The sequence below is a fragment of the Pseudomonas sp. PDM31 genome (assembly GCF_019218965.1).
GTDB lineage: Bacteria > Pseudomonadota > Gammaproteobacteria > Pseudomonadales > Pseudomonadaceae > Aquipseudomonas.
Genome location: NZ_JAHUWS010000010.1, coordinates 65,955 through 87,444, shown reverse-complemented (window position 1 = coordinate 87,444; position 21,490 = coordinate 65,955). Strand labels below are relative to the sequence as shown.

The following is a 21,490-nucleotide window of genomic DNA, read 5'->3' as shown; positions in this document are numbered from 1 at the left end:
TGACATCAATGCTTGCTGCCACCGGCACAGGTCGGCGACGCCGGAGCCGCATCGATCTGTGCCCATTCCTCCGGCGTGTAGGTATGCAGCGCCAACGCATGGAACTCGTCCATCAGCTCGCCAAGCGTGCCGTAGACTTTCTGGTGGCGCTTGACCCGGCTCAGGCCTTCGAACTGCGCGCTGACAACCACAGCCTTGAAGTGGGACGAAAGCCCACGACTGTGCATGTGGCTCTCATCCAGCACTTGCAGATGCTCGGGCTGCAGCAGGCCCAGCGTCGATTCGATGCGTTGTTGCATGGTCATACCGAACTCCGCTTAAGGCTTTTTCTTGGCTGGCGCGGCTGCGTCTTTTGGCGTCAGCTCAGTGGTCATGTCCGCCAGCAGCTTGTTGACCACAGGCACCGCGCTTTCCAGCTTGGCCTGGGTCATCTGGGCCGATTGCTGGGTCAGTTGCGGCATTTTCTCCAGGACTTTCTTGCCCAGTGGCGACTTGTAGAAGGCAACCAGATCCTTGAGTTCGGATTCACTGAAGTTGCTGGTGTAGAGCTTGACCATGTCCGGTTTCAGCTTGTTCCAGCCAATGGCCTGGTCCAGAGCGGCGTTGGCCTTGGCCTGGTAGGTTTCCAGTACGGCTTTTTTCGATTCAGGGGCTTTGGTCTGTGCGAAACGCTGAGCAAACATCTGCTGAACTTGCATGTACACCGGAGTGCCCAGTTTGTCAGCGTGCGCCATGGTCAGAAAAGCCTCGGCACTGGCGTTGTGGCTGGCGGTATCGGCAAAAACCTGGCCGCTGGCGCAAACCAGTGCAACCGCGGTACAGATGGCACGTAGACGAGTCATCGAGTTTCCTTTTCTAGCAGGCGAGGTAAAACCCCAAGGGCGTCCATTCTGCGCCTAAAAAAGTGTGTCGCTCAACCCCAAGCCTTGTCGCGCCTGAATTAGAGGGGTTGAATGGATCAAATCGACATTGATGGAACCCCGGCCGTCCAGCACGGCCTAAACTGCGCAATCGGACCTACAGGAGTGAGCAAGATGAGCCGTATCGAAACCGACAGCCTTGGCCAGGTGGAAGTCCCCGATGAAGCCTATTGGGGCGCTCAGACACAACGCTCGCTGATAAATTTTGCCATCGGCACCGAACGTATGCCGCTGGCGGTACTGCATGCCCTGGCACTGATCAAGAAAGCCGCGGCACGGGTCAATGATCGCAATGGGGATGTGCCGGCCGATATTGCCCGGCTGATCGAACAGGCCGCCGACGAAGTGCTCGCTGGCGAGCACGACGACCAGTTCCCGCTGGTGGTCTGGCAAACCGGCAGCGGCACCCAGAGCAACATGAACGTCAACGAAGTGATCGCCGGTCGCGCCAATGAACTGGCGGGCAACCCCCGCGGCGGCAAGTCTCCGGTACACCCCAACGATCACGTCAATCGCTCCCAGAGTTCCAACGACTGCTTCCCCACGGCCATGCACATCGCCGCAGCCCAGGCCGTGCAGCAGCATCTGTTACCGGCAATCAGCGAACTGTCCGGTGGTCTGGCGGAGCTATCCGCCCGTCATATGAAACTGGTCAAGACCGGTCGCACCCACATGATGGACGCGACCCCCATCAGCTTTGGCCAGGAAGTATCGGCATTCATCGCACAACTGGATTACGCCGAACGGGCGATCCGCAGCGCATTACCCGCTGTGTGTGAACTGGCCCAGGGTGGCACTGCGGTCGGCACCGGGCTGAATTCGCCCCACGGCTTCGGCGAAGCCATCGCCGCCGAACTGGCAGCCCTTTCCGGTTTGCCGTTCGTTACCGCGCCGAACAAGTTTGCCGCCCTGGCCGGGCATGAGCCGCTGACCACGCTGTCCGGCGCGCTGAAAACCCTCGCCGTGACCCTGATGAAAATCGCCAACGACCTGCGCCTGCTCGGTTCCGGCCCGCGCGCAGGTTTCGCCGAGGTCAGACTGCCGGCCAACGAGCCGGGCAGCTCGATCATGCCGGGCAAGGTCAACCCGACCCAATGCGAGGCGCTGTCGATGCTGGCCTGTCAGGTGATGGGCAACGACGTTGCCATCGGCTTTGCCGCCAGTCAGGGCCACCTGCAACTGAACGTGTTCAAACCGGTGATCATCCATAACCTGCTGCAGTCGATCCGTCTGTTGGGCGATGGCTGCAGCAACTTTCAGCAGCATTGCATCGCCGGCCTGGAACCGGATGCAGAGAAAATGGCTGAGCACCTGGAGCGTGGCTTGATGCTGGTGACTGCCCTCAACCCGCACATTGGCTATGACAAATCAGCGGAAATTGCCAAGAAGGCCTACAGTGAAGGGTTGACCTTGCGTGAAGCGGCACTGCAGCTGGGGTATCTGACCGATGAACAGTTCGATGCCTGGGTAAGGCCGGAGAATATGCTCGAGGCTGGGACCAAGGGCTGAGTCTTGTAGCGCCTTCTAGTCCGTCTTCGCGAGCAAGCCCGCTCCCACAAGGTTGTGTCGTTCACAAAAATTGTGATCAACACAACCTTGTGTGGGCTTGCCAGCGATGAACGATAACGCGGTCTATCGCCCCACCGCCATGCGCACACGCCGCGCCTTGAGCCCGGCAATCAACGACGGCCCCAACGCCACCAGCGCCGACCCCAGCACCACCAGCACCGCGCCGCCATACCCCAGACCATTGATCGCCTCGGTGTGCACATAGTCCGGCCATAACCACGCAGCCATCGCGACGGCCGCGAAGGTCACCAACGGCGTGATCGCCAATGTCGCACTCACCCGTGAAGCTTCCCAGTGGGCCAACGCCTCGGCGAACGCACCATAGGCGATCAGGGTGTTCATGCAGCACGCCAGCAACAGCCAGCCTTGCAGCGGGCTCAGTTGCAGCGCTTCGAGCGGATGCACCCAGGGCGTCAGCAACAGCGCGCAAAACAGGTAGATCACCATCATCACCTGCAATGAATTCCACACCGACAGCAACTGCTTCTGCCCCAGGGCATAAAAGGTCCAGACGGTGGACGCCAGCAGCACCAGCAGGACGCCGGCGGTGTAATCAGTCAGCGAACTCAACAGCTCGCTCAAGCGTTGGTTGAAGAACAGCACGAAGCCAATCAGCAACACCAGCAAGCCAATGCCCTGCCCCAGGCTGAACCTCTCCTTGAACACAAACAGGCTGGCGATCAGCAGCATGATCGGCCCCATCTGCACCACCAGTTGTGCCGTGCCGGGGCTGAGCAGGTTCAGGCCCATCAAATACAACACGTAGTTACCGACCAGGCCGAGCACCGCCATCAGCAACAGCCAGCCACCGCGCGGGCCAAGGGCTTTGCGGCTAGGCAGGCGCCTGGTCGCCGCCAGATAGATGAACAGGCAACCACCGGAGACCAGCAGGCGAAACCAGGTCACGGTCACCGGGTCCATCACCAGCAGCACTTGCTTGAGCTTGATCGGCAGGATTCCCCACAGCAGGGCGGTCAACAAGGCCAGGAACAGACCGTACACCCAGCGACCCGAAGAAATGTGCATGCGAACCCCAAAAGCCCAAGTGGCAAGAGTGGTCATTCTAAGGGCAGAGGCGTTTGGCACACAGGGACAGTTGGGTGCTCGCCGCGAATGAAACTGTGCGGGTCGTAACGTGAAAGGCCGCGGCGCCTGCCTTCGCGAGCAAGCCCGCTCCCACAGTGAATCTGCCGCGCACACAAAATCTGCGTACGGCCACAAATTCCCTGTGGGAGCTGGCCTGCCAGCGATGGCTATCTAACTGACAACGAGGAACATCCAGGCTTAACGCACCGCCTCAAACAACCCGGTAGCCCCCATCCCGCCACCTACACACATGGTGACGATGCCGTAACGCAGATTACGTCGCTGCAACTCGCGAACCAGGTGCCCGACCTGGCGCGAACCGGTCATGCCGAATGGATGGCCGATGGAAATCGAACCGCCATTGACGTTGTACCGGTCATTGTCGATCTCCAGCCGGTTACGGCTGTACAGGCACTGCGAAGCGAATGCTTCGTTGAGTTCCCACAGATCGATGTCGGCAACCTGCAAGCCTTTGGCCTTGAGCAGTTTCGGCACCGAAAACACCGGGCCAATACCCATCTCGTCCGGTTCGCATCCAGCCACGGTAAACCCACGGAAGAACGCTTTGGGCTTGAGCCCCAGTTCCAGGGCTTTTTCCAGGCTCATCACCAGCGTCATGGAAGCGCCGTCCGACAGTTGTGAAGAGTTGCCGGCCGTCACCGACCCATCTTCGGCGAACACCGGTTTCAACCCGGCCAGACTCTCCAGGGTAGTGTCAGGACGGTTGCAGTCATCACGATCGACAATGCCCTCAAGGATCTGCACCTGGCCGCTGGCCTTGTCTTCGACGCGGTACTTCACCGCCATCGGCACGATCTCATCATCGAACAGCCCGGCGGCCTGCGCCCGGGCCGTGCGTTGCTGGCTCTGCAGGGCGTACAAGTCCTGCTCCTGGCGACTGACGTCATAGCGTCGGGCGACGACTTCAGCGGTCTGCCCCATCGGGTAGTAGATGCCCGGCACCTGTTCCTTGAGCAGCGGATTGATCAGGTTGTCGGTGTTGACGCTTTTCATGGTCAGGCTGATGGACTCGACGCCGCCAGCGACGATGATGTCGCTGCAACCCGAGGCGATCTGGTTGGCGGCGATGGCGATCGCCTGCAAGCCCGACGAGCAGAAGCGGTTGAGGGTCATGCCGGCAGTGCCGATGCCCAGGCGCGACAGCACCGCGACATTGCGACCGATGTTGAAGCCCTGGGCACCTTCGTTGGAACCGGCGCCGACGATGCAGTCCTCGACACTGGCCGGGTCGATACCGGAGCGCACCAGCAAGGCGTCGACACAATGCGCCGCCATGTCGTCCGGGCGGGTCATGTTGAATTTGCCGCGAAAGGATTTGGCCAGCCCGGTCCGCACGCTGTCGACGATCACCACTTCACGCATGGCATACCTCATTGTTGTTGTCGGTTGAGAGTGGACCGAGCATAAGTCCAGCCCTTCACCGACCGCGACAATCATTCACCCCGCGTATGCGTAACCATCGGTTCACTTGCGGCCTTTGTGCTTGTCGGATTTTTCGAAGGCCTCTTCCAGCGCCTGGTTGATGGTGCGCAGAACCTTGACCCGCGCCCAGCGCTTGTCATTTGCCTCGATCAGCGTCCACGGCGAGATTTCCGTGCTGGTGCGATCGACCATGTCACCGACCGCTGCGCGGTAGTCGTCCCATTTGTCGCGGTTGCGCCAGTCGTCTTCGGTGATCTTGAAGCGTTTGAAGGGAATTTCCTCGCGTTCCTGAAAACGTTCCAGTTGGGTCTGTTTGTCGATGGCCAGCCAGAACTTCACGACGATTACCCCGGCCTCCTCCAGCTGTTCTTCGAAATCGTTGATTTCACTGTATGCACGCAACCAGTCCGCCGCGCTGCAAAAACCTTCGATACGTTCCACCAGCACCCGGCCATACCAGGAGCGGTCGAACACGGTGAACTTGCTCCGCGCCGGAATGTGCCGCCAGAAACGCCACAGATACGGCTGCGCGCGCTCTTCTTCAGTGGGCGCGGCGATCGGCACGATACTGTACTGACGTGGGTCCAGTGCCGCCGCCACCCGGCGAATCGCCCCACCCTTGCCTGCGGCGTCGTTGCCTTCGAACACGGCCATCAGCGCGTGGCGGCGCATGCGCTTGTCACGCATCAACCTGGAAAGCCGCGCCTGCTCGGTGATCAACTGTTGCTCGTAATCCTGCTTTTCCAGGCGCAGGGTCAGGTCCAGGCTGTCGAGCAGGTTCACTTGATCGACACTGGGAACTACCGGGGCGGCGCTGACTTTCTCCGGGTGAACCCGGGGCCGTTTCAGTGCTTGCTGCAGGCCCTCGAACAGTATCCTGCCCACCGCCAGGCTTCGATAGTGCGCATCCATCCCGGCGATCACATGCCAGGGTGCGTAGTCACGGCTGGTACGGCGCAAGACACGCTCGCCGTATTTCACGAATTTGTCGTAGGTTTGCGATTGTTGCCAGTCCAGCGGGCTGATGCGCCAGCTGTGCAACGGGTCGTCGGCCAAGGCCTTGAGACGCGCCTTCATTTGCTTCTTCGAGAGGTGGAACCAGAATTTGAAGATCAGCGCGCCTTCGTCACACAACATCTTCTCCAGGCGCTCGGCGGCGTTGATGGCCTGATCGAGTCGCGGGTCCTTGAACTCGCCATGCACCCGCCCCTGCAACATCTGGCTGTACCAGTTGCCGAAGAAAATCCCCATGCGGCCCTTGGCCGGCAACATCCGCCAGTAGCGCCAGGCCGCTGGTCGCGCCAGTTCTTCATCGGTTTGCTGATCGAAGGTGCGGACCTCGATCAAGCGTGGGTCCATCCACTCATTGAGCAACTTGATCGTCTCACCCTTGCCGGCGCCTTCGATACCATTGATCAAAATGATCACCGGAAACCGCCGCTGCTGCTGCAACTCGAACTGCGCTTCGAGCAGCGCTTCGCGCAGCGCCGGTACTTCGGCGTCATAGGTTTCTTTGTCGATGGCGTGATCGATTTCGGCAGACTCAAACATGGGTAACTCCCTTCCAGATGTGAGCAAGACTAGCGGAGATAAAGAGTCACGGTTGAGCAAAAAGGTCAAAAGATCGCGACCTTGGGCAGCACACCGATCAGCTAGAATGGCGCTCTTGCCGTTGCCGAGCCTGTCATGAAACCTGTACTGCCCCACGCCCAGCTCGACTGGGACGACCAAGGTCGCCCGTATTCGCGAGTGTTCGACGATGTGTATTTCTCCGATAAGTCGGGGCTGGACGAAACACGCTACGTGTTCATCGAGCAGAACCGTCTGGCGGAACGCTTCGCCGCCCTGACGCAGGGCGGGCGCCTGGTCATCGGCGAAACGGGTTTCGGCACGGGGCTGAATTTCCTGTGTGCCTGGCAGGTTTTCGAGCAACACGCAGCGTCCGGTGCGCGACTGCACTTTGTCAGCGTCGAGAAATACCCGCTGAGCCCCGCCGACCTGCAACGCGCCCTAGCGCTGTGGCCGGAACTCAAGGTGTTTGCCGATCAATTGCTCGCGCAGTACGTAGCGATCCATCAGGGCTTTCAGCGTCTGACCCTGGCCAACGGCCGCGTCACCCTGACCCTGCTGATCGGCGATGCCCTTGAACAACTGCCGCAACTGGACGCACGAATCGACGCCTGGTTCCTCGACGGCTTCGCCCCGGCGAAAAACCCGGACATGTGGACCGCCGAACTGTTTGCCGAACTGGCACGTCTCGCCGCCCCAGGCTCGACCATCAGCACCTTTACCAGCACCGGTTGGGTACGCCGCTTGCTCAACGCTGCCGGTTTCAAGATGAAACGCACGCCGGGTATCGGCCACAAATGGGAAATCCTGCGCGGTGAGTTCCTCGGTTGGCCGCTGGATGTAGCGCCACCGGCACAGGCCAAACCCTGGTTCGCCCGCCCCGCTCCCTTGGCCGGTGAGCGTCGTGCATTGGTAATCGGTGCTGGCCTGGCCGGATGCGCCAGCGCCGCCAGTTTCGCCGCACGGGGCTGGCAGGTCAGTCTGCTGGAGCGTCACGACGCCCTCGCCCGGGAAGCGTCGGGCAATCCGCAGGGTGTTTTGTATCTCAAGCTGTCCGCCCACGGCACGGCCTTGTCGCAATTGATCGTCAGCGGCTTCGGCTACACCCGTCGTCTGCTGGAGTCCCTGCAACGCGGGGTCGACTGGGACGCTTGCGGTGTTTTGCAACTGGCTTTCAATGCCAAGGAAGCCGAGCGTCAGGCGCAATTGGCGGCGGCGTTTCCCGACGATCTGCTGCAGGTGCTCGATCGGGAACACGCCGAAATCCGCGCCGGCGTCCATTTGCAATCGGGAGGGCTGTTCTATCCCGAAGGCGGTTGGGTGCATCCCCCCGCGTTGTGCCAATGGCAAGCCGCACACCCGAACATCCAGCTGTTGACCCACCACGATGTACTCGAGTTGCGCCAGACAAACGGAAAATGGCAGGCCTGGGAAGGAGACAGGCTCCTCGCCGAGGCCCCGGTGGTGGTGCTGGCCGGTGCCGCCGAGATCAAGCGGTTTTCCTTCAGTCGCGATCTGCCACTCAAACGCATTCGCGGACAGATCACCCGCTTGTCCCAGACCTCTGCCAGCCAGAGCCTGAGCACCGTGGTCTGTGCCGAGGGCTATGTCGCCCCGGCCCGGCTGGGCGAACACACCTTGGGCGCAAGTTTTGACTTCAACAATGACGACCTGACACCGACTGCCGCCGAACACGAAGGCAATCTGAAGATGCTCGAGGAAATTTCCCTCGACCTGCTCCAACGCCTCGGTGCCGCGAACCTGCAACCCGAAGCGCTCGAAGGCCGTGCAGCGTTTCGCTGTACCAGCCCCGATTACCTGCCGATTGTCGGTCCGTTGGCAGACAGCTCGGAATTTGCAGACGTCTATAAAGCCCTGAGCAAGGATGCCCGGCAAACCCCGGACACCCCTTGCCCGTGGCTCAATGGCCTGTACGTCAACAGCGGTCACGGCTCGCGAGGGTTGATTACCGCGCCATTATCCGGCGAACTGCTGGCTGCGTGGCTTGATGATGAGCCTCTGCCACTGCCAAGGGCCGTGGCAGAGGCCTGTCACCCCAACCGTTTTGCCTTGCGACGCTTGATCCGCGGCAAGTCCTGAAGGCTCAATCCAGGGCGAAGCAGGTCTTCAAGTCCTCGGCCTTGATAGCCTCCCGGGTCAATTTTTGCAGCAACTGTGATTCAGCTTTTTGCATCTCTGCCATGATGCCGTCGACCTTCTTGCGATAATTTTCTCCAAGCGTTTCCTGATTTTCGAAGGCCGTTTGCACACGGGGGTGGAAGGGTGTGGCGGCATCGGTGAATTGCCTGGGGTGGTGTTCACGCAAAAAGTCGCTCCAGAACGGGCGCTTGCTCAGGAACTCCACCAGCCCTGGCGCGAGCTCAGCGCTGACGACCCGGTTATACGCCGCATCGAGTTTCGCCGGGGTGACACCGGCAAGCGATGCATACCTCATATGTTTGGGCTGACCGATCAGGTCGAGCCTTTCGGCCAGACCGGTAAGATAAGCCAGCTCCACCTCAACCGGATCAAGCTTGGGATCGGCCGTGAACTCCTCCTTGGCTATTTTGGAGAGATAGTCCTGGCGAAACAGGCGTCTACCCAGTTGCAACAAGCGAGCCGCCCTGTCGTGAGCGTTGACGGCCTGGCGAACCACCTTGTCGACTTCGACGGCCACTTCAAGTTTACTGAAAATGATGGCCGCCGAATCGGAGCAGTTGGCCCTCATGGCCATCGGCAGCAATTGCTCGCGTAGAGCCGAATCGGCCTGAGCGGCGTCGATCACAGTCCATACCCGGCGAGTCATGTCTTCGCGTACATGGCGGGTATCCGCCGTGCCTGCGACCTGTGCCAGCAGTCGAAAGAACTCACCGGCAGCGGGTTCATTTTTCAGCGCGAGCCACGTGCGGTTACGACTGGCATAAAGTTCTTCGGTCGATTTTGGTATCCACAAGTCTCTGGCCCTTTGTTCATTGATCATTGCCTCATCATTAGCGATGAACCCCATCCCCTGGCCCGTGGCGTCTCTATGGGTGGTCAGACTCGCTCGACTTGCGGTGGACAATGGGTTCAGACGAAGGTTGATGGCCTGGGCGACTCGATCCGGGAGTTGAAACACCCACTGCGGCAGTTCCCGAATCTCGTTGCCACGCAAGTCCACCATGTCCAGATTGGGCAGACTACCTATCCCCAAGGGAAACTCCGTGGCATAGGTATCGTTCAGGTACAGCGCCTGCAAATTGAACATTTTACCAACATCGAGCGTGGCCCCCAGACGGTTGCCGGTAAGCCTCAAGGTACGCAGCTCGCGCATATCGGCCAGCTTGCGCAGCGTGTGCTCGGTCAGTGCCACCTGATTGCCATCCAGACTCAAGTGCTGCAGCGCCGGCATGTGCGAGAGCGCTTCGGGCAATCGCGTGAGCTTGTTGCGGTCCAGATCCAGTCGGGTCAGGTTTTTGAAAGGCTTGAGGAAGTACGCCAGTTCATCGCCCGCTTGCATATCCTTGATGGAAAGGATGCGCACATGGGCGACATCCTGCTCGGTCAGTGTCGGCAGTTGCCCTACCGGTTCGCCCTCAAGCTTGAGCGTGGTCAGCGCCGGGTCTTGCGGCCAGCGCGGCGGCGTTACACGGCGCCAGCAATTTTCGATGGCATTGGCCACATGGCGTCGGCCGACCCGAATATCATTGAGCTGCCCCGGCAATTTGGCCATTTGCACCTCATCGTCGCGCCACGCGTACAGCCCCTTGAGGAAGGCCTTGAGCTGCTGCTTGAGCTCCTTGAGCCGGGTTACCCGTGACGTCATATCGCTGCCCGCCTCATCGAGAAAGGCGGACACCTGGGCATCAGTGAACGTGGGGTATAGTTTTCTGACTTTGCGAACCAGTGCTCTTGCGTAAGAACCCGCAGCGGGCGGATCCGCCTGGGTACACCCGGTAAGGTGTTGCGCGACCTCACTGCGCTCATTGCGCAGCAGCTTGCCGGTACGCTGAGGGTCACGAGCGGCGGCCGCAAACAATCGTGAGCGCTGCGTGTGGATATCCACGGTGTCGACGCCCGTGAAGGACATGCGCGTGCGCTGGCTTTGTGGCAATGCATGGTAGATCGACTCAACCAGGTGCCTGGATGTTTTGCTCTGCGACGAAGCACCATCGATTGAGGTGACCTGGTAGCCGCCGGAGGTTTTGACGATGATTTTGCGCTGTGACGCCCCTTCTTTGCCCACGCGGTCCAGCAGCGTGCCACTTTCCGAGTCCTGGCGTACTTCCAGGCGCAGATCGTCATCCCAGCCCTGCAACTGATCCATCAATCTCAGGGCCAGATTGTCAGTGTCGGCATTTGCCAATTGTGGCTGGTGCAATCCGGCAAGTGCTCGATCCTGCCTGATTGCGAACTGGGTCTCCCGGGCCTGTTGCGCCAGGTCCAACCCGATCCTGCGTTCTTTGAGAAAGGTGCGATCTCGGGCAGAGGCATTATCGAGCAACTCCTGACTGACCCGGTTGGGAAGGTCAGGGAACTGTTCGCGTAGCGTAGCGACGTCACCGGTGGCGGTGCCGTCATGGGCGCTATAGAGCCAATCGAGCAATGGCTGGCGATCACTTTTGAGGTGCGCAGCGATTTTCCCGGCCAACAGTTGCGATTTTGTGGCGGTCTGCGCTGTGCCGATCAGCGCTTCGACGTCATTCTCGTGCAGGTCACTGATGACCCTATCGAGCAACCGACCCGAGTCAAGTTCCGCCTGGGTAACCTCCAGGCAGTTAACCTTATCAACCGCTGACGCGGTTTGCGGAAAGCGTGAGACATTCCCTTTCGCCTCTCCTTCTCCTTCTCCTTCTCCTTCTCCTTCTCCTTCTCCTTCTCCTTCTCCGAGCACTTCAATGAAGCGCTCCGCTGGCCAGCCAGGCAACCTTGGCAAGGTCTGCAATTGCTCCTGCACATAGTCCGTGTTCGCGGTCTCGCCCTGCTCCATGGCACTGATTACCGCGTTGACTCTGCGGTTCAGCCTGAAACGCTCGACGCAATCATTGAACCGCTGCGGCAGATTGAGGTTGCTTTCGTGCAAACGGTGCAAGCTGGCGGGTGACATTCCAGTGATGTCGGCAATCGCCGTCAGATCGTCACCCAGATCGCTCAGGCGCGGAGCCGTACGCCGCAGCGCGTAAGCGCCGTCAGGCCATTCATGGGCATGCTCGTAGGCATGCCGCCAGCCGCCTTCCAAGGTTCTTTCGATGGCTGGCTGGAATCTGTCCGAGTGCCCGGGATGGTTGATCTGCCATGTCTGCTGCGCAGCATTGCGGGAAACGCGGTAGCTGGCCCCATCCAGGCTGATCGATGTGAGCTCGCCATCGCGGTAGATGCCCTGCGAATCCGCCTGCAAGTCCGCGGCCTGCGTCGAGGCTTGCCGATAGGGCTCAAGGTCCGGCTTCCAAAGCCTCGCTTTACCATCAGCGCGGGTCACTGCCTCGAAGCCGTCGAAGAATGCCGCCTGTTCTTTCACGCCTTTGCTGATGGCTGCCGAAACGATCTTGCCGCCTGCCGCAAAGGCAGCCATTTGCGCGAGGCTTTCCACCACATTGAGCAGATGCGACAGTGCTTGATGATGCTCGCCGTGCGACCAGTCCTGCACACCTTCATAGACTTCACTGACGATTTCGACCACCGCCGCCGTCAACATCACCTGACCAATCACCGGCACAAAAAACGCGGCGGCATTGAGCAGTAACAAGCCTGCATCCAGCAATGCCTGGATATTTTTTTCCCGTTGCTGCTCATCGACATCCGCCGTCGGTACGGCAAGGTTGCGCGCGTCCTTCTGGGTTTTGCTGAGAAACGCACTGAACAAAAAGTCTGCCACGCCAGTGTCGACAGGCATGGCGACGAGCGTGCCTAACTTGCGGTCTTTGTTGAAATGAGTGAAGAAATCGCTCTTGTCCGGACCAGGAAGGTAATGCTCGACAAAGTGTTTTTTGTAACTCTTGCTTTGCAAGTGGAGCTCGAGATAGTCGTTGAAATCCTTCAGAGAGGGGTACTCATACAAGGGGCGCCGGGGTTCGTTCGGCATATACACAACACACTTGGCCAAGGGGGCGGTATCGATCGACGCCTTGCTGAATATCAGCGCGCTACAAATGCAGCAGTCGTGAACCGTCAAGCCTTGCCAGATCACCGCAGCGCCATCAAAGCGCGCCTCTGTGCATTGCGCCGCCGGGAGATTCTGTTCGATCACACTCAACAGCATGGTGTACGCATCTTTGCTGATGTGCTTTTTCAGGTAGGCGATATGAGCAGCGACTTGCATGTCCAGCAGCTTCAGTTGCCGGATATCGCTGGTGGACGCGCGAACATCGACGGGGGCATCTGCGACAGGTTTGGCCGGCAGTTTCAGAACGTCATTGATGTGAGTCTGGTAGCGGGTACCGAGATCAAGCTCACGGCAAAGCGTGGCGAAATTGCCCGGGGTGATTTGCGAGCCTGACTGGGGCTGATCGTTGATTTTTATCAACGACTGCGTGGGGATGCCTCCAGTCCTGGTTTCCGCGGATGTGAAGTTCTCCATTGCAGCCTGAAGCAGACTGCGGGATGTGGTGGTGGTCCCTTCCAGGAAACCGATAGGAGCCAGCCCTGTCGAGTTAAACTTCGATTTGATGATCTCCAGGGTGTCACGCTCGACGTCGACCTCGGTGCTCCACTTTTCCTTGAGCTTACTCGTCAGTTCCTGCTTGCAGAACTCATCCAGCGGTTTGAGTCTTGCGAGTACTTGCGTGGCCTTGGTGTAACAAGGCTGACTCTGTTCCAGCGCGGTCTTCAGGCCCTGCACCACGCTCAGGTCGGCCGCGATCAGCCACTGGGGAATGGATTGCTGTAGAGCTTGGGCTTTGTCCAGGTCAGCCGTATGGAGCAGTAAAGCCTCAAGGCGTTGTTCGGAAGTGACTGTAACGACAGCGGGTGCCGTGATTGCGGTAGGCAGCATGTGCAATGTCCTTATTGCGTCCAGAATCTGTCAGCCTAATGCTTGCGAACGCCGATGAATAATTCGAATACCGGGTCCGATTCGCGCGCATCCAAGCAACTATTCCCATGCATCGCAGCATTATTTACCGCCACTTCAACACTCGTTTGAGCATTGCCTGCCATTCGTCCGTCACAGCTGCTTATAACCGATCGATATAAAACTCCGAGCAATCAGCCGGGTCAGTTTCTGAGTGCCCGCCGTTTTGGCGTGGCAGCGATTGACCCTCCCCAACGGAAAAACCGGTAAGGAATTTATGTGCGGATTAGCTGGCGAGTTACGTTTTGATCATCAACCTGCCGACCTCGCGGCAGTTGAACGAATCACCCATCACCTGGCCCCTCGTGGCCCCGACGCCTGGGGCTTTCACAGCCAGGGACCGATCGCCCTGGGCCACCGGCGCCTGAAAATCATGGACCTGTCGGACGGCTCGGCGCAGCCGATGATCGACAACCAACTGGGCTTGTCCCTGGCCTTCAACGGGGCGATCTACAACTTCCCGGAACTGCGCGCCGAGCTTGAAGCGCTCGGTTATGCCTTCTATTCCGGTGGTGACACCGAAGTGTTGCTAAAGGGTTATCACGCCTGGGGCGAAGCGTTGCTGCCCAGACTCAACGGCATGTTTGCCTTTGCCATCTGGGAGCGCGATGCCCAGCGCCTGTTCATCGCCCGCGACCGGCTCGGCGTCAAGCCGCTGTACCTGTCACGCACCGGCCAGCGCTTGCGCTTTGCCTCGGCGCTGCCGGCGCTGCTCAAGGGCGGCGATATCAACCCGATCCTTGATCCGGTGGCCCTCAATCATTATCTGAATTTCCACGCGGTGGTTCCGGCACCACGCACCCTGCTGGCAGGTATCGAAAAGCTGCCGCCAGCCACCTGGATGCGCATTGAAGCCGACGGCCGTACCGAACAGAAAACCTGGTGGACCCTGCCCTACGGCCCACATGCCGACGAGATGAATCTGACCCTCGAAGACTGGCGCGACCGCGTGCTCGACAGCACCCGCGACGCGGTAGCCATCCGCCAACGGGCGGCGGTGGATGTCGGCGTACTGTTGTCGGGCGGCGTCGACTCCAGCTTGCTCGTGGGCCTGTTGCGCGAAGTCGGCGTGGACAACCTGTCGACCTTTTCCATCGGCTTCCAGGATGCCGGTGGCGAGCGCGGTGACGAGTTCCAGTATTCGGACCTGATCGCCAGACACTACGGCACCCGGCATCACCAACTGCGCATCGACGAAAAAGAAATCATCGAGCAATTGCCGGCGGCGTTCCGCGCCATGAGCGAACCGATGGTCAGCCATGACTGCATCGCCTTCTACCTGTTGTCCCGGGAAGTGGCCAAACACTGCAAGGTGGTGCAAAGCGGCCAAGGTGCGGACGAGCTATTCGCCGGTTACCACTGGTATCCCCAGGTGGACGGTGCCAGCGATCCGTACGCGGCGTACCGCGAAGCGTTTTTCGACCGCAGTTACGACGAATACGCCGCCACCGTGCAGCCGAAATGGCTGATGGCCAATGACGCCGCTGGCGACTTCGTCAAAGAGCATTTCGCCCAACCAGGTGCCGACGCCGCGGTAGACAAGGCCTTGCGTCTGGACAGCACGGTGATGCTGGTGGATGACCCGGTCAAACGCGTCGATAACATGACCATGGCCTGGGGCCTGGAAGCGCGCACGCCGTTTCTCGATTACCGGCTGGTGGAGTTGTCGGCGCGGGTGCCGGGCAAATTCAAGCTGCCGGACGGTGGCAAGCAAGTCCTGAAGGAAGCCGCTCGCCTGGTGATTCCGAGTGAAGTCATCGACCGCAAAAAAGGTTACTTCCCGGTGCCGGGTCTCAAGCATCTGCAGGGCGACACCCTGGATTGGGTGCGTGAACTCCTGCTCGATCCGAGCCAGGATCGCGGCCTGTTCAAGCCGGCCATGCTCGACCGTCTGCTGACCGATCCGCAAGGTCAATTGACGCCGTTGCGTGGCTCGAAGCTGTGGCAACTGGCGGCCCTCAATCTGTGGCTCAGTGAACAAGGAATCTGATCAATGAAACCTCACGCCACGGCTATCAACCAACGCCTGTTGCGCGGCCAGACACCCTCCTACGAGCGCCTGCAGGCGCGCCTGGCCGAAGACGGCAGTGAACTCGGCGCGGCGCCGATTGCCGTGCATTGCGGTTGGGGCCGGCTGCTGATTGGCCATACCTTCGCAGACGCGGCGAGCCTGGCCCTGGAACTGCTCAACGAACAGCCCGGCGAACGCGACATTGCCTTGTATGTCGCCGCGCCGCAGCAAGTGCTGGGGCTGGAGCCGGCCCAACTGTTCCTCGACCCGTCCGACACCTTGCGCCTGTGGTTCACTGATTACCGTCAGGCGACCCGGGTGTTTCGCGGGTTCCGCATTCGCCGTGCACAAAGCGAAGCAGACTGGCAGGCGGTCAATCATCTATACCAGGCGCGCGGCATGCTACCTATCGATGCCACCCTGCTCACCCCGCGACACGCGGGCGGCCCGGTGTACTGGCTGGCCGAAGACGAAGACAGCGGCGCGGTCATCGGCAGCGTCATGGGGCTCAATCATCACAAAGCGTTCAACGATCCGGAAAACGGCAGTAGCCTGTGGTGCCTGGCGGTCGACCCGCAGTGTGCTCGGCCGGGTGTCGGTGAAGTGCTGGTGCGGCATTTGATCGAGCATTTCATGAGTCGCGGCCTGGCCTATCTAGACCTCTCCGTACTGCACGACAACCGCCAGGCGAAAAGCCTGTACGCCAAGCTTGGTTTTCGCAACCTGTCGACCTTCGCCATCAAGCGCAAGAACGGCATCAACCAGCCACTGTTTCTGGGGCCGGGCCCTGAAGCGGAGTTCAATCCCTATGCGCGGATCATCGTCGAGGAAGCTCATCGGCGCGGTATCGATGTGCAGGTCGATGACGCCGAAGCCGGAATGTTTACCCTCAGCCATGGCGGGCGCCGGGTGCGCTGCCGCGAATCCCTCAGCGATCTGACCAGCGCCATCAGCATGAGCCTGTGCCAGGACAAGAGCCTGACCCACAAGGTGCTCAAGGCCGCGGGCCTGAACCTGCCAAGCCAGCAACTGGCAGGTAACGCCGACGATAACCTGGCGTTCCTTGACGAGCACCAGCGCGTGGTCGTCAAGCCGCTGGATGGCGAACAGGGACAAGGGGTGGCGGTGGATCTGAAAACCATCGAGGAGGTCCAGCAAGCCATCGACGCTGCCCAAGGGTTCGACAGCCATGTGCTGCTGGAAAGCTTCCACGAAGGCCTCGACCTGCGGATTGTGGTGATCGGCTTTGAAGTGGTCGCCGCAGCGATTCGTCGACCGGCCGAAGTGATCGGCGATGGCCAACACACCATCGGCGCCCTGATTGAAGCCCAGAGCCGGCGGCGCCAGGCGGCTACCGGCGGCGAAAGCACAATCGCGCTGGATCATGAAACCCAGCGCACCTTGCATGCGGCCGGGTACGACTACAGCAGCATCCTCGCGGCCGGTGAGCATCTGTTCGTAAGGCGTACGGCCAATCTGCATACCGGCGGGATTCTTGAGGACGTGACGGCGATCCTCCATCCGGCCCTGGCGGACGCGGCGATACGCGCAGCGCGGGCGCTGGACATTCCCGTGGTGGGTCTCGACCTGCTGGTGCCAGCCGCCGATCAGCCGGAGTATGTGTTTATCGAAGCCAACGAGCGCGCCGGGCTGGCCAACCACGAACCGCAGCCGACGGCGGAGCGGTTTGTGGATTTGTTGTTTCCCCATAGCCAGCCAGCGGTTTTGTAGTTGTGTGGTGTCCGGATTGGCCCCTTCGCGGGCAAGCCCGCTCCCACAGTGATCGGCGCCGCGCACAAATTTTGTGTCCACCGCTGAAACCTGTGAGAGCGGGCTTGCCCGCGAAGGGCCAGTCCGGACGACAAAGATTCACCTCATCGAAACCATCGGTGGCCTCAACTCATCAGGAGTTTCCATGACCCATAATATTCCCGAACCCGATCTTGCCTACCTGCAAAAAGTCCTGCTGGAAATGCTCGCCATCCCCAGCCCGACCGGGTTCACCGACACCATCGTGCGCTACGTCGCCGAACGCCTGGAAGAGCTGGGCATTCCTTTTGAAATGACCCGCCGCGGCACCATCCGCGCCACGCTCAAGGGCAAGAAAAACAGCCCCGATCGCGCCGTTTCCGCCCACCTCGACACCATCGGCGCGGCGGTACGCGCGGTCAAGGACAACGGGCGCCTGACACTCGCCCCGGTCGGTTGCTGGTCGAGCCGCTTTGCCGAGGGCAGTCGGGTCAGTCTGTTTACCGATAATGGCGTGATCCGTGGCAGCGTGTTGCCGCTGATGGCTTCCGGGCATGCGTTCAATACCGCCGTCGATGAAATGCCGATCAGTTGGGATCACATCGAACTGCGCCTGGACGCCTATTGCGCCACCCGCGCCGATTGCGATTCCCTGGGCATCAGTGTCGGCGATTTCGTCGCCTTTGATCCTTTGCCGGAGTTCACCGAAAGCGGTCATATCAGCGCCCGTCACCTGGACGACAAAGCCGGTGTGGCAGCGCTGCTGGCGGCGCTCAAGGCCATCGTCGACAGCGGTGAAGAGCTAATGATCGACTGTCACCCACTGTTCACCATCACCGAGGAAACCGGCAGTGGCGCAGCGGCTGCACTGCCTTGGGACGTCAGCGAGTTCGTCGGCATCGACATCGCGCCGGTCGCGCCCGGCCAACACTCCAGTGAACACGCGGTGAGCGTTGCCATGCAGGACTCCGGCGGCCCCTATGACTATCACTTGTCGCGGCACCTGCTGCGCCTGGCCAGTGACAACGAATTGCCGGCGCGTCGCGACCTGTTCCGCTATTACTTCAGCGATGCGCACTCGGCAGTCACCGCCGGCCATGACATACGCACCGCCCTGCTCGCCTTCGGCTGCGACGCCACCCATGGCTACGAGCGCACCCACATCGACAGTCTCGCAGCCCTGAGCCGCCTGCTCGGCGCCTACATTCTCAGCCCGCCGGTGTTCGCCAGCGATGCACAACCGGCCAAGGGATCACTGGATCGGTTCAGTCATCAGCTCGAACATGACACGCAGATGGAAAGCGACACGCGGGTGCCGCCCGTGGACAGCCTGGTAGGGCAGCGGTCAGATAACTGAATGACCCAACCGCTGACTGAATAAACACAACACCTGTGCAGGTGCTTGGGGAATCTTGGGTAGCCGTCATGGGGCTTTCGCCGTAGCATCGCGCGATTGTTTAGCGAGGTGCCTATGCTGATCCCCCACGACCAACTTGAAGTCGACACCCTGACCCGCCTGATCGAGGACTTCGTGACCCGTGACGGCACCGACAATGGTGATGACACACCACTGGAAACCCGCGTGCTACGCGTGCGCCAGGCGTTGACCAAAGGCCAGGCACTGATTGTTTTCGACCCGGAAAGCGAGCAGTGCCAGCTGATGCTCAAGCATGATGTGCCCAAGCACCTGTTCGACTGACAATCTCAGCCCTCCTTGGTTTTCGCCAGCTTGGCCTGGATGCGATCGTAAATCTCGGAGCGGTGCACACTGACGTCTCGAGGCGCTTCGACGCCAAAACGGATGCTATTGCCGTTTACAGCGAGAACGCGCAAGGAAATGTTGTCGCCGATGGAAATCACTTCGCCTACAACGCGGGTGAGTACGAGCATTGTCTGTGTCCTTCAGGGGTTACCGGCCCTTGAAGATGCCCCGTGTGCGGCGTCCCTACAATGCAACGGCAGCAAATCAGTCCTTCCCTACAACGATGACTCGCCCCTCTGAAGGAAAGATCTGACACGAAGGTTGAGTCAGGACGCAGAGAACCGCGGTCCGAACAGGATGATGCCCGCCCCGATCACACACAGCGCCATGCCGAGCCAGTCCGAACCCAGCGGACGAATGCGTTCGACCAGTGCCAGCCAGCCGATCGAAGCGATGATGTAGATGCCACCGTAAGCGGCATAGGCCCGACCGGCATAGGTCGCCTCGACACGAGTCAGCAACAGCGCGAACAAGGTCAGGCTGAACAGCGCCGGCAGCACCCACCACACACTTTTACCCTGACGCAGCCACATCCAGAAGGCGAAGCAACCGGCAATTTCGAACAGCGCCGCGAGAAAGAACCACAGATAGTTGAGCATGCAAGCGCCTCGCGAGGATGACCGATGACGGCCACCCTAACGACAGCGCTGCCGGCGGGCAAGATCAGCTCGCGGTCTGCTTGGCCTTGGCGCGCATTTTGTCGGCCATGACGGTCATTTCGTTGTACAGCAATTGTGGGTTTTTCTGCTTGATCGCCCAGGCCATGCGTCCCTGTTCGTGCGGCAGGATCATGAACTCGCCGGCGGCTACCTGCTGATAGATGTAGTCGGCAATATCGGCAGCGCTGATGGGTGAACTTTCCAGCAATTTGCCGACTTGAGCCTTCATGGCCGGCGTCGGGCCGCGGAAGGAATCCAGCAGATTTGTCTGGAAGAACGATGGGCAAACCACATGCACGCCTATTTCCTGATGTGCCAGCTCGATCAGCAGGCTTTCCGACAGCGCCACCACACCGGCCTTGGCCACGTTGTAGTTACTCATTGCCGGCCCCTGCATAAGAGCGGCCATCGACGCGATGTTAATGATCTTGCCCTGGCTTTTTTCCAACAGTGGCAAGAACGCCTTGCACCCCTTGACCACGCCCATCAGGTTGATCGCGATCTGCCAGTCCCAGTCCTCCAGGGACAGTTCGCTGAAGAACCCGCCCGAGGCCACGCCGGCATTGTTGACGATGACATCGATACCGCCAAGCTTGATTTCACAGGCCTGGGCAAACGCTGTCAGCTGGCTGTAATCACGTACATCACAGCGCTGGACAAAGCCGTCGCCGCCGGCTTCGCGAACCAGTTTCAGCGTCTCCTGCAAACCGGGCTCGCTGACATCCGACAAGGCCAGCTGCCAGCCTTCACGTGCCCAGCGCAGCGCGATTTCGCGCCCCAGGCCCGAGCCCGCACCAGTGATCATCATGCGATTTTGCATAGCAAACAGCCTTGTTGTTCCGGGGAAGATGTGTCGAGTGTAGCGAAGGATATTGCCGGACCCACGCTCCATCAGATTGCTGAATGGCCCAGGCAAACTGCGCGATAGCCACAGCCCCCCTGAATGGGAAAGAGCGCCGTTCAAATTGCCAAAAGGAAATAATGTGTTTTTCGAAAAACAGTAAAAAAACATGGAATTTTCTTGGCTTCGCACCAGTCGGAATTTTTAGGCAGCGCGAATTTTATTCATTCCTGCTGACAGTAAAAGGCGAAAACTTTCCCGAACACTTTCAACAAGGAAATAGACATGGGCACAATTCTTCTGATCATTCTGATCCTGTTACTGATCGGCGGTTTACCGGTCTTTCCGCACTCCAGAAGTTGGGGTTATGGCCCGTCCGGTATTATCGGCGTGGTATTGGTGGTGATACTGATCCTGTTACTGCTCGGCAAGATATGAAGATGTAAAAGACCCACTCAAGCGCGCAAGACTCAATGCCAGTCAGATAACCTGACTGGCATTTTTTTTGAAGTTTTTTGTCACCGGGATCTTTTCAGGCATCTTTGCCGGCTTGCCAGAAGTGGCTCGCTGGTTATGCGCCGACACCACTGCCAACTGTCAGGATATTGCGCCGGATCGTATTCATCGCTCCAGCACTCCATTGGCGGGTCGGAGCGCTCTGCTTGTTGCACCTGGTCATAGACCTTGCCTGATTCATGGGCTGGCGCAGGACACCAGGGAGGCTGCACCGGTGATACTTCCGACATGGAGGAAACCAACAGGACGATATTTGCGCCCAGCGCCACCACGAGCCATAGCGCACGCCCCATCCCGACAGACTTATTCATGACGCA

17 protein-coding genes are annotated in these 21,490 nt (G+C 59.9%); 7 read left to right on the top strand and 10 right to left on the bottom strand.

All coding sequences use genetic code 11. The features are described from left to right. Window positions 1–5: 5 nt before the first annotated feature. Both KW839_RS19920 and KW839_RS19915 read right to left on the bottom strand, forming a co-directional pair. The gene (locus KW839_RS19920) at window positions 6–305 is read right to left on the bottom strand and encodes a BolA family transcriptional regulator (protein WP_060540865.1); all 300 of its coding nucleotides are present in this window, start codon (window positions 303–305) and stop codon (window positions 6–8) included. Between the two features lie 12 nt (window positions 306–317). Then, window positions 318–842 carry a DUF2059 domain-containing protein gene (locus KW839_RS19915; RefSeq protein WP_060540864.1) on the bottom strand — a complete coding sequence of 175 codons (525 nt, stop codon included), beginning with the start codon at window positions 840–842 and terminating at the stop codon, window positions 318–320. A gap of 192 nt (window positions 843–1,034) precedes the next feature. On the opposite strand from KW839_RS19915, the gene KW839_RS19910 reads away from it, so the two are divergent. Continuing rightward, a complete protein-coding gene (locus tag KW839_RS19910; protein WP_218425266.1) occupies window positions 1,035–2,429 on the top strand; it encodes a class II fumarate hydratase in 1,395 nt (464 codons plus the stop codon). A gap of 123 nt (window positions 2,430–2,552) precedes the next feature. Here KW839_RS19910 and KW839_RS19905 read toward each other — a convergent pair whose 3' ends face one another. The 3 genes from KW839_RS19905 to pap all read right to left on the bottom strand — a co-directional run bounded on the left by KW839_RS19905 (window position 2,553) and on the right by pap (window position 6,569). Next, window positions 2,553–3,515: a DMT family transporter gene (locus tag KW839_RS19905; RefSeq protein WP_218425265.1), complete on the bottom strand. Its 963-nt coding sequence runs from the start codon at window positions 3,513–3,515 to the stop codon at window positions 2,553–2,555. Window positions 3,516–3,773: 258 nt separating this feature from the next. Beyond that, on the bottom strand, window positions 3,774–4,958 hold the full coding sequence (locus tag KW839_RS19900) for a thiolase family protein (RefSeq protein ID WP_218425264.1): 1,185 nt from the start codon (window positions 4,956–4,958) through the stop codon (window positions 3,774–3,776). A 102-nt stretch (window positions 4,959–5,060) separates the two neighbouring features. Next, the gene (pap, locus tag KW839_RS19895; protein ID WP_218425263.1) at window positions 5,061–6,569 is read right to left on the bottom strand and encodes a polyphosphate:AMP phosphotransferase; all 1,509 of its coding nucleotides are present in this window, start codon (window positions 6,567–6,569) and stop codon (window positions 5,061–5,063) included. Window positions 6,570–6,704: 135 nt separating this feature from the next. Here pap and mnmC point away from each other — a divergent pair, with 135 nt between their 5' ends. After that, window positions 6,705–8,687 carry a bifunctional tRNA (5-methylaminomethyl-2-thiouridine)(34)-methyltransferase MnmD/FAD-dependent 5-carboxymethylaminomethyl-2-thiouridine(34) oxidoreductase MnmC gene (mnmC, locus tag KW839_RS19890; RefSeq protein ID WP_218425262.1) on the top strand — a complete coding sequence of 661 codons (1,983 nt, stop codon included), beginning with the start codon at window positions 6,705–6,707 and terminating at the stop codon, window positions 8,685–8,687. Window positions 8,688–8,691: 4 nt separating this feature from the next. Here mnmC and KW839_RS19885 read toward each other — a convergent pair whose 3' ends face one another. After that, a complete protein-coding gene (locus KW839_RS19885) occupies window positions 8,692–13,557 on the bottom strand; it encodes an NEL-type E3 ubiquitin ligase domain-containing protein (protein WP_218425261.1) in 4,866 nt (1,621 codons plus the stop codon). A 295-nt stretch (window positions 13,558–13,852) separates the two neighbouring features. Between KW839_RS19885 and KW839_RS19880 the strand changes: the two genes are divergently transcribed. From KW839_RS19880 to KW839_RS19865, 4 genes are all read left to right on the top strand, one after another. Then, window positions 13,853–15,625 (top strand): N-acetylglutaminylglutamine amidotransferase, encoded by a 1,773-nt coding sequence (locus KW839_RS19880; RefSeq protein ID WP_218425260.1) that lies wholly within the window; start codon window positions 13,853–13,855, stop codon window positions 15,623–15,625. Window positions 15,626–15,628: 3 nt separating this feature from the next. Further along, window positions 15,629–17,377 carry an N-acetylglutaminylglutamine synthetase gene (ngg, locus tag KW839_RS19875; RefSeq protein WP_218425259.1) on the top strand — a complete coding sequence of 583 codons (1,749 nt, stop codon included), beginning with the start codon at window positions 15,629–15,631 and terminating at the stop codon, window positions 17,375–17,377. A 184-nt stretch (window positions 17,378–17,561) separates the two neighbouring features. Further along, window positions 17,562–18,752 carry an osmoprotectant NAGGN system M42 family peptidase gene (locus KW839_RS19870; protein ID WP_060540856.1) on the top strand — a complete coding sequence of 397 codons (1,191 nt, stop codon included), beginning with the start codon at window positions 17,562–17,564 and terminating at the stop codon, window positions 18,750–18,752. Window positions 18,753–18,866: 114 nt separating this feature from the next. Next, window positions 18,867–19,094: a YheU family protein gene (locus KW839_RS19865; RefSeq protein WP_003199186.1), complete on the top strand. Its 228-nt coding sequence runs from the start codon at window positions 18,867–18,869 to the stop codon at window positions 19,092–19,094. A gap of 5 nt (window positions 19,095–19,099) precedes the next feature. Here KW839_RS19865 and csrA read toward each other — a convergent pair whose 3' ends face one another. The 3 genes from csrA to KW839_RS19850 all read right to left on the bottom strand — a co-directional run bounded on the left by csrA (window position 19,100) and on the right by KW839_RS19850 (window position 20,636). Beyond that, entirely contained in the window at window positions 19,100–19,285 is a 186-nt protein-coding gene (gene csrA, locus KW839_RS19860; protein WP_060540855.1) for a carbon storage regulator CsrA, read from the bottom strand. 138 nt (window positions 19,286–19,423) lie between these two features. After that, complete coding sequence (locus tag KW839_RS19855; protein ID WP_060540854.1) at window positions 19,424–19,756, bottom strand: YnfA family protein; 333 nt, start codon at window positions 19,754–19,756, stop codon at window positions 19,424–19,426. A gap of 64 nt (window positions 19,757–19,820) precedes the next feature. Beyond that, window positions 19,821–20,636 (bottom strand): SDR family oxidoreductase, encoded by an 816-nt coding sequence (locus KW839_RS19850; protein WP_060540853.1) that lies wholly within the window; start codon window positions 20,634–20,636, stop codon window positions 19,821–19,823. Between the two features lie 300 nt (window positions 20,637–20,936). On the opposite strand from KW839_RS19850, the gene KW839_RS19845 reads away from it, so the two are divergent. Beyond that, entirely contained in the window at window positions 20,937–21,095 is a 159-nt protein-coding gene (locus KW839_RS19845) for a DUF3309 family protein (RefSeq protein WP_170948722.1), read from the top strand. Between the two features lie 80 nt (window positions 21,096–21,175). Here the strand turns inward: KW839_RS19845 and KW839_RS19840 are convergent, their stop codons facing one another. Continuing rightward, a complete protein-coding gene (locus tag KW839_RS19840; RefSeq protein WP_218425258.1) occupies window positions 21,176–21,484 on the bottom strand; it encodes a hypothetical protein in 309 nt (102 codons plus the stop codon). Between the last annotated feature and the right edge of the window lie 6 nt (window positions 21,485–21,490).